Below are 8377 nucleotides of genomic sequence, written 5' to 3' on the forward strand. Positions count from 1 at the left end.
CAACAAACCTATGTTGCGCCAACTACTGAGCTAGAAAAGCAATTAGCGCAAATTTGGCAAGACGTGCTGGGTGTTGAGCAAGTTGGTTTGAATGACAACTTCTTTGAGTTGGGCGGTGATTCTATTGTTTCAATCCAGTTGGTAAGCCGAGCTCGTCAGGCTGGTCTGCAATTTAGCCCCAAAGATGTCTTTCAGCACCAAATGTTGTCAGGTTTGGCAAGAGTGGCTAAACACTCGGATGAGACTAAAACTAAGGCAGAGCAAGGCTTGATAACCGGTGGGATCTCGTTAATCCCTATTCAGCAGGAATTTTTTGAAGGGGATATTCCACATCAACATCAGTGGAATCAGTCGGTGTTACTGAAATTACACCAAACTATGGATAGTGTGTTATTAAGCTATGCATTAGCGCAATTGGTTACGCACCATGATGCCTTGCGTTTAAATTACAGCCAGCAAGAAAACGGAAATTGGCAAGCACTCTTTAATATGAGAACGGATGTCAGTGCCGATATGCTCTGGCTGCGCGATGTAACAAATGAAACTGAATTAACCGCAATAGCCAATGAAGCACAACGTAGTTTAAATTTAATCAACGCGCCGCTGATGCGTGTGGTGTTATTTACTTTACCTGAAGGTGAACAGCGATTATTAATTGTAATTCACCACCTAGTTGTTGACGGAGTCTCTTGGCGGATTTTACTTGAAGACTTACAAACAGTTTATAAGCAATTACAATTAAATCAAACGATTGTGTTACCAGAAAAAACCAGCTCAATTAAAGATTGGTCAACTAAATTGGTAGAATATGCTCAAGCGCCTACGTTATTGGCAGAGCTAGATTACTGGCAAGCGGAATTAACGCATGTAAGAGAATTGCCTCGCGATAATGTCCAAGGCAGTCAACAAAATAAATACGCCAAAACTGTCACCACTCAGTTAGACAAAAACTTAACTGAGCAATTACTGAAGCAAGCACCCAGTGCTTACCGTACTCAGATTAATGATTTATTGTTAACAGCATTATCACAAGTGATATGTGACTGGACAGGCGAAGGCTCAACCCTTATTGCCCTAGAAGGGCATGGTCGTGAAGAATTGTTCAATGATATTGATTTAACGCGTACCGTCGGCTGGTTTACCAGCATGTTCCCAGTGAAGCTCACCCCCGCTTCAACGTTAGATAGCGCCATTAAAGCGGTAAAAGAACAACTAAGAGCAATCCCCAATAAAGGCTTGGGTTATGGTGTCCTTCGCTATTTAAGTGATGCCGACACACAACAACAAATGAAAGCGTTGCCTAAAGCTCGTATTACCTTTAATTACCTTGGTCAATTTGATGGTAGTTTTAATGAAGACAACGGTGCGTTATTCTCACCAGCACAAGGAAATGGTGGAGCGAGTATAAGCGATGAAGCCCCATTAGATAATTGGATCAGCATTAACGGCCAGGTTTACAACGGAGAACTAGCACTTAGCTGGAGTTTCAGTGGTGAGGTTTATCACACTTCAACAATACAAGTATTAGCAGATAAATATACTAAGGCACTGGAAGCGATTGTTAATCATTGTTTAGCTGAGGAAAATTACGGTTTAACGCCATCAGACTTTCCATTAACAAATCTAAGTCAATCACAGATAGACAATTTACCTGTACCGGTAGAACAAATAGCAGATATCTATCCGTTATCACCAATGCAGCAAGGAATGCTGTTCCATAGCTTAAATGAACCAGAAGCCGGTGCGTATTTAAATCAGATGCGCGTTGATGTGTCTGGCCTTGATGTTGAGCGTTTTCGCCAAGCTTGGCAAACGATGCTAGAACGACATGACATTTTGCGTGCAGGTTTTATCTGGGAGGGAGTGGATGAACCAGTTCAAGTAATCTACCGACAAGTAAAGATTGATTTGCAGGTGCATGATTGGCGTAATCGAAAAACTATCCTAGAAAAAGGTAATGAAAGCCTGTTAGGGCATGAATTATCCAATTTGGGTGACGTGCTATTGCAAGAGGGTTTTGAACTTAGTCAAGCACCGTTATTACGTTTGGATTTGGTGCGTTTAAGTGAAGGCCATTATCATTTAATTTACACCAACCATCATATTTTAACAGATGGCTGGAGTAGCTCGCAGTTAATCGGGGAGGTATTGCAAAGTTATGCGGGGCAGGATTTACAACCAGTACAAGGGCGCTACCGCGATTATCTTGCTTGGTTGCAAGTACAAGATAAGGATAAGAGCGAGCAATTTTGGTTGAAGCAATTAGCTAACCTGGAAGAGCCGACGTTATTAACCAGAGCGATAAAATCGTCACCACAAAATATAGAAGTAGGCCGTGAGTGGGGAGAGCACCAGCAAGCGCTAAGTATTGATGATACTCAACGTTTAACCGAGTTTGCCAAAGAGCAAAAAGTAACGGTTAACACGGTATTACAAGCGGCTTGGCTATTGTTGTTGCAGCGTTATACTAGTCAAGACACTGTCACTTTTGGTGCAACGGTAGCAGGGCGACCTGCTGATGTTGTCGGTATAGAACAACAGCTTGGTTTATTTATCAATACATTACCGGTGGTTGCAACAATATACCCAACAGAAACAGTTGGTGATTATTTACGACGCATACAAAACCAAAACTTGGATTTACGCGAATATGAGCATACGCCTTTGTATGATGTGCAGCGTTGGGCAGGGCAAGGCGGTAGTGCGTTATTTGATAGTATTTTAGTGTTTGAAAACTACCCTATTTCAGAAGCTTTACAGCAAGGGTCGCCGCAAGGTTTAGTTTTTGGTGAGGTTGGTAATCATGAGCAGACCAATTACGGACTAACGTTAGCAATAGGCCTGGGTAAGAGCTTAAGTATCACGACGAGTTATAATCGTTGTCAATTCTCGGATGGTGTCGTTGAGCAATTGATGCAGCAACTCACGTATTTATTGAAAAGTTTTACAAAAGAACCGGAACAAAAAGTAAGCGGGCTATCTTTACTTAATCAAGAAGAGCAGCAGCACATTATCGAAGACTGGAATGATACCGCGGTTAGTTACGATACCGAGGTTTGTATTCATCAGTTGTTCGAGCAGCAAGCTAAAATTAATCCAGCTAACACCGCGCTTGTTTTTGAAGATAAGCAACTGAGTTATCAAACACTAAATCAAAAGGCGAATCAGCTCGCACATAAACTACGCGCGCAAGGTGTTGGCCCTGATGTGTTAGTGGGTATCGCGGTTGAACGTTCGTTAGAAATGGTTGTTGGCCTTTTGGCTATTCTTAAAGCGGGCGGTGCTTATGTGCCGCTAGACCCTGATTATCCGCAAGAGCGTTTGGCGTATATGGTTGAAGCGAGTGGAATTAAGCTACTGTTATCGCAAAGCCATATAGAACAACAACTAGCAATTCCTAATAGTATTGAAGTAGTACTGCTCGATAACATTCTAACTGAAGACGCCTTAAGCGATTACAGTACTGACAACTTATTAAATCACAATAATTCAAGTAATTTAGCCTATGTGATTTATACCTCTGGCTCGACGGGGAAACCTAAGGGGGTCGCTATTGCCCATGCTAGTACTTGTGCATTAATACATTGGGCACAAACAATTTATAGTCAAGATGATTTGCAAGGTGTACTTGCATCTACCTCTGTCTGTTTTGATTTATCTGTATGGGAAATATTTGTCCCGTTAAGTGCCGGTGGTTATGCAGTGATAGTAGACAATATTCTTGCACTACAAGCTGCACCTGCTCGTGATCGAGTTTGCTTAATTAATACTGTTCCTTCAGCGATAACTTCTCTGCTACAGGCAAAGCATATACCTAGCAGTGTACGTATTGTAAATTTGGCTGGCGAGGCATTAAAGCAATCTTTGGTTGAAGAGCTTTATGTGACTGGTATTGAAAAAGTTTATGATCTATATGGGCCGTCAGAAGATACAACGTATTCTACGTTTACACGGCGAATTTCTAATGGTCACGCGAATATAGGCAAGCCAATAGACAACAGTCGAACGTATATTCTTGATGATAACTTACAGCCTGTTCCTCAGGGAGTTGTCAGTGAATTATATGTAGGAGGGGCCGGACTTTCCCGTGGTTATTATAAGCGTGCCGACTTAACCGCCGAGCGCTTTATCGCCGACCCATTCAATGAATCAGGCGGTCGCTTATATCGTACCGGTGACTTAGCACGATACCAGGCGGACGGTACCATCGAGTATGTTGGCCGGATAGACCATCAAGTTAAAATCCGTGGTTTCCGTATTGAACTGGGCGAAATTGAATCACAGCTGCAATCAAATGACGCTATCCGCGATGCGGTGGTCTTAGCCCAAGAAGGCAATGGCGGTCAGCAGTTAGTCGCTTATGTTATTCCTAATGATAGTGGTCTGATTGAAACCGATAATGAGACACAAAACAGCTTCAGAGCCGATATTAAAAATCAACTACAACAAGCCTTGCCTGAATACATGGTACCAGCGCATATGTTGTTGCTTGAGCAATTCCCGTTAACCCCCAATGGCAAGTTAGACCGCAAAGCATTACCCAAAGCTGATGCCAGTCAACTACAACAAACGTACGTTGCGCCAAGTACTGAGCTTGAAAAGCAATTAGCGCAAATCTGGCAAGAGGTGCTGGGTGTAGAGCAAGTTGGTTTAAGCGATAACTTCTTCGCCTTGGGTGGGCATTCATTATTGGCAACGCAAGTTATAGCCAAAGCTCAATTAAAGTTACGGGGCGACTTCCCATTTTCACTATTATTTGAAGTCAATACATTACAAGAATATGCAAGTTCACTGATGACTTATATCAATACTGATTTAGACCAAGATTTAGATGAAATGCATGATTTATTAGCAGAATTACAAGAGGAAGTAGAATGAGTAACAGCGCATTGGTAAAAGGGTTTATTCAGCTACCATTGGATAAACGTAAAGTTTTTTTTGAAAAGTTAACATCAAAAAAAATAAGTCTTACTCAGTTACCTATTCCAGCAGTTAAAGATGAATTTAATCGAATACCCTTATCGTATGCGCAAGAACGACTGTGGGTCTTATGGCAACTAGAACCAAGCAGTGCCGCTTATAATATGCCTATTGCACTGAGGTTAAAAGGGAAGCTGAATCTAAGTGCATTAGAAAAAAGCTTTAATAATCTGATCGTACGTCATGATGTCTTGCGAACTATTTTTGGTCAAGATGATTTGGGCGTTTATCAGATTATTAAACCAGAAGCTTCTATAACAATAGAGCAAGAAACACTTGAATCTATTAATTATCATAATGAAGCAGAGCAAGATGAGAAAATTAAAGCTTGTGTTATAAATGAGACACAAACTGCATTTGATTTACTAACAGGTCCTTTGTTGAAGGTAAAACTGTTATCTATCAATAAAAATGAATATGTCTTAATTATGACTCAGCATCATATTATTTCTGACGGTTGGTCGATGCAATTAATGGTTGATGAATTAATTAAAGCGTACTCAGCTTATGATCTGGGGAATGATGTTTCTCTTGCTGAATTACCGATAAAATATGCTGATTATGCTATTTGGCAGCGTTGCTGGATGGAAGCCGGTGAACAAACTCGACAATTAGACTATTGGATAAGTCAATTAGGTGATGAGCATCCGGTATTAGAGTTACCAATAGATCATAGCCGACCTAAAATTCAAAGCTTTAATGGGAAAACATTAGATATACCTTTAACTGTGAACTTAGCTAAGTCTTTAAGTAACTTAGCTCAACAGGAAGGTGTTACCTTATTCGCATTATTATTAGCATCATTTCAAATTTTATTATTCCGTTACAGTGGACAAACGGATATTCGCATAGGTGTACCTATTGCTAACCGTAATAGGGAAGAAACGAATAAACTGATCGGTTTTTTTGTTAATACTCAAGTGTTGAAAGCGGAGGTTGACGGGCAAATTAGTTTTACCGATTTGTTACAGCAAGTAAAGCAAACAACTATAGATGCGCAAAGTTATCAAGACTTACCCTTTGATCAATTAGTGCAAGGATTACAACCTGAACGTGATATGGGTAATTCTCCTTTATTTCAAGTGATGTACAATCACCAAAGCGAGCAGAAAGATCAATTATCAATTAATCTAGGTGAACTGGATGTTCGCGCTGTAGAGTTCGATAATTACACTGCAAAATTTGACTTAACATTAGATGTTAGTGAACATGACGATGGTATTTCCGCATCATTTAACTATGCAACGGACTTATTTGAGCCATCCACCATTGAGCGATTAGCCAAACATTGGCAACAGCTTTTACAGGGAATTGTAGCCAAGCCGAGTGAGCGCATTGCCGAATTACCTTTGCTTGACCAGGCAGAGAAAAAACACATTATCGAAGACTGGAATGACACAGCGGTTAGTTACGATACCGAGGTTTGTATTCATCAGTTGTTCGAGCAACAAGCGAACATTAATCCAGATAACACCGCGCTTGTTTTTGACGATAAGCAACTGAGTTATCAAACACTAAATCAAAAGGCAAACCAGCTAGCACATAAACTACGCGCGCAAGGTGTTGGCCCTGATGTGTTAGTGGGTATCGCGGTTGAACGTTCGTTAGAAATGGTTGTTGGCCTTTTAGCTATTCTTAAAGCGGGCGGTGCTTATGTGCCGTTAGACCCTGATTATCCGCAAGAGCGTTTGGCGTATATGATTGAAGATAGCGGTATTGAATTGCTGCTAACCCAAGGTCATACCGTACCACAGCTGACGATGGCTAAGAGTGTTGCTGGGCAAACTGAGGCTAAGTTTGAAATAGTGTTACTCGATAACATTATAAATACAGCAGCTTTAAATGATTATAGCGTCGAAAATGTCAAAAATATAACGACGCCTAATAATGTGGCGTATGTCATTTACACCTCAGGGTCGACAGGTAAACCCAAAGGTGTATTACAAACACACCATAACGTTAATCGATTACTTCAAGCAACTGAGCAATGGTTTAACTTTACAGATAAAGATGTTTGGACATTGTTCCATTCTTACGCCTTTGATTTTTCAATTTGGGAAATATTCGGCGCAATATTGCACGGTGGTAAGTTGGTGGTGGTGCCGTTTGACATTACTCGCTCTGCGAGTGATTTTTATAATCTACTGTGTAAAGAGAAAGTCACAGTATTAAACCAAACACCTTCAGCCTTTGCGCAATTAATGCCTGTCGCTTGTGAAAGCTCGAATGAGGAAAAAAACACTAACGAAGAACATAACGCAATGGCATTACGCTATGTTGTTTTTGGTGGCGAAGCTTTAGATGTATCAAGCTTACGTCCATGGTTTGAGCGCTTTGGAGATAGCGCGCCAAAACTAGTCAATATGTACGGGATAACAGAAACCACAGTACATGTAACTTACCGACCGTTATCTTTAGCCGATATCGATAATACTGGAAGCCCTATAGGTCAGGTTATCAATGATTTAACGTGGTATGTCCTTGATACTGATTTAAACCCCGTGGTGAAAGGCTGTACTGGTGAGCTACATGTAGGAGGTTTAGGTTTAGCTCGTGGTTATCATCAACGCCAAGGTTTAACCGCCGAGCGCTTTATCGCTGACCCGTTCAATAAATCAGGCGGTCGCTTATACCGCACCGGCGATTTAGCACGCTACCAAGCGGATGGCACCATCGAGTATGTTGGCCGTATTGACCACCAAGTAAAAATTCGCGGTTTCCGTATTGAGCTGGGCGAAATTGAATCGCAATTGCAGGGCAATGACGCTATCCGCGATGCGGTGGTCTTAGCCCAAGAAGGTAATGCGGGTCAGCAGTTAGTCGCTTATGTTATCCCTAATGATAGTGGATTGATTGAAACAGATAATGAGGCACAAAACAGCTTTAGATCCGATATTAAAAACCAACTACAACAAGCCCTGCCAGAATACATGGTACCGGCGCATATGTTGTTGCTTGAGCAATTCCCGTTAACGCCTAATGGTAAACTTGATAGAAAAGCATTGCCCAAAGCTGATGCTAGTCAACTGCAACAAACCTATATTGCGCCAAGTACCGAGCTAGAAAAGCAATTAGCACAAATCTGGCAAGACGTGCTGGGTATTGAGCAAGTTGGTTTAAGCGATAACTTCTTCGTCTTGGGTGGACATTCGTTGTTATTAACCCAGGTTGTTTCTCGGGTTAGGCAAGCATTGTCAGCGGAAATTCCAATGCGAGTGATGTTTGAAGCGAGCGATTTACATGACTTTGCTGTGCGTGTTGCGCAAAGCGAAGGGGTTGTGTCTGAAGTTATCTTGCCAGTATCGCGTGAGCAAGAGTTGCCTCTTTCTTATGCGCAACAGCGCCAGTGGGTCTTGTGGCAGATAGAGCCAGAGAGCACGGCTTATCACATGAGCTC

Annotated in this window: 2 protein-coding genes; both read left to right on the forward strand. The window is 41.6% G+C overall.

Annotated elements, in window-relative coordinates; all coding sequences use genetic code 11:
* Positions 1-4878: amino acid adenylation domain-containing protein (locus HRU23_20200; protein ID NRA56462.1), on the forward strand; the 4878-nt coding region annotated here is incomplete at its 5' end.
* The coding region (locus HRU23_20205; GenBank protein ID NRA56463.1) for an amino acid adenylation domain-containing protein at positions 4875-8377 on the forward strand (3503 nt) is incomplete at its 3' end. The genes HRU23_20200 and HRU23_20205, both read left to right, overlap by 4 nt.

This window comes from Gammaproteobacteria bacterium, from assembly GCA_013214945.1.
GTDB lineage: Bacteria > Pseudomonadota > Gammaproteobacteria > Enterobacterales > Psychrobiaceae > Psychrobium.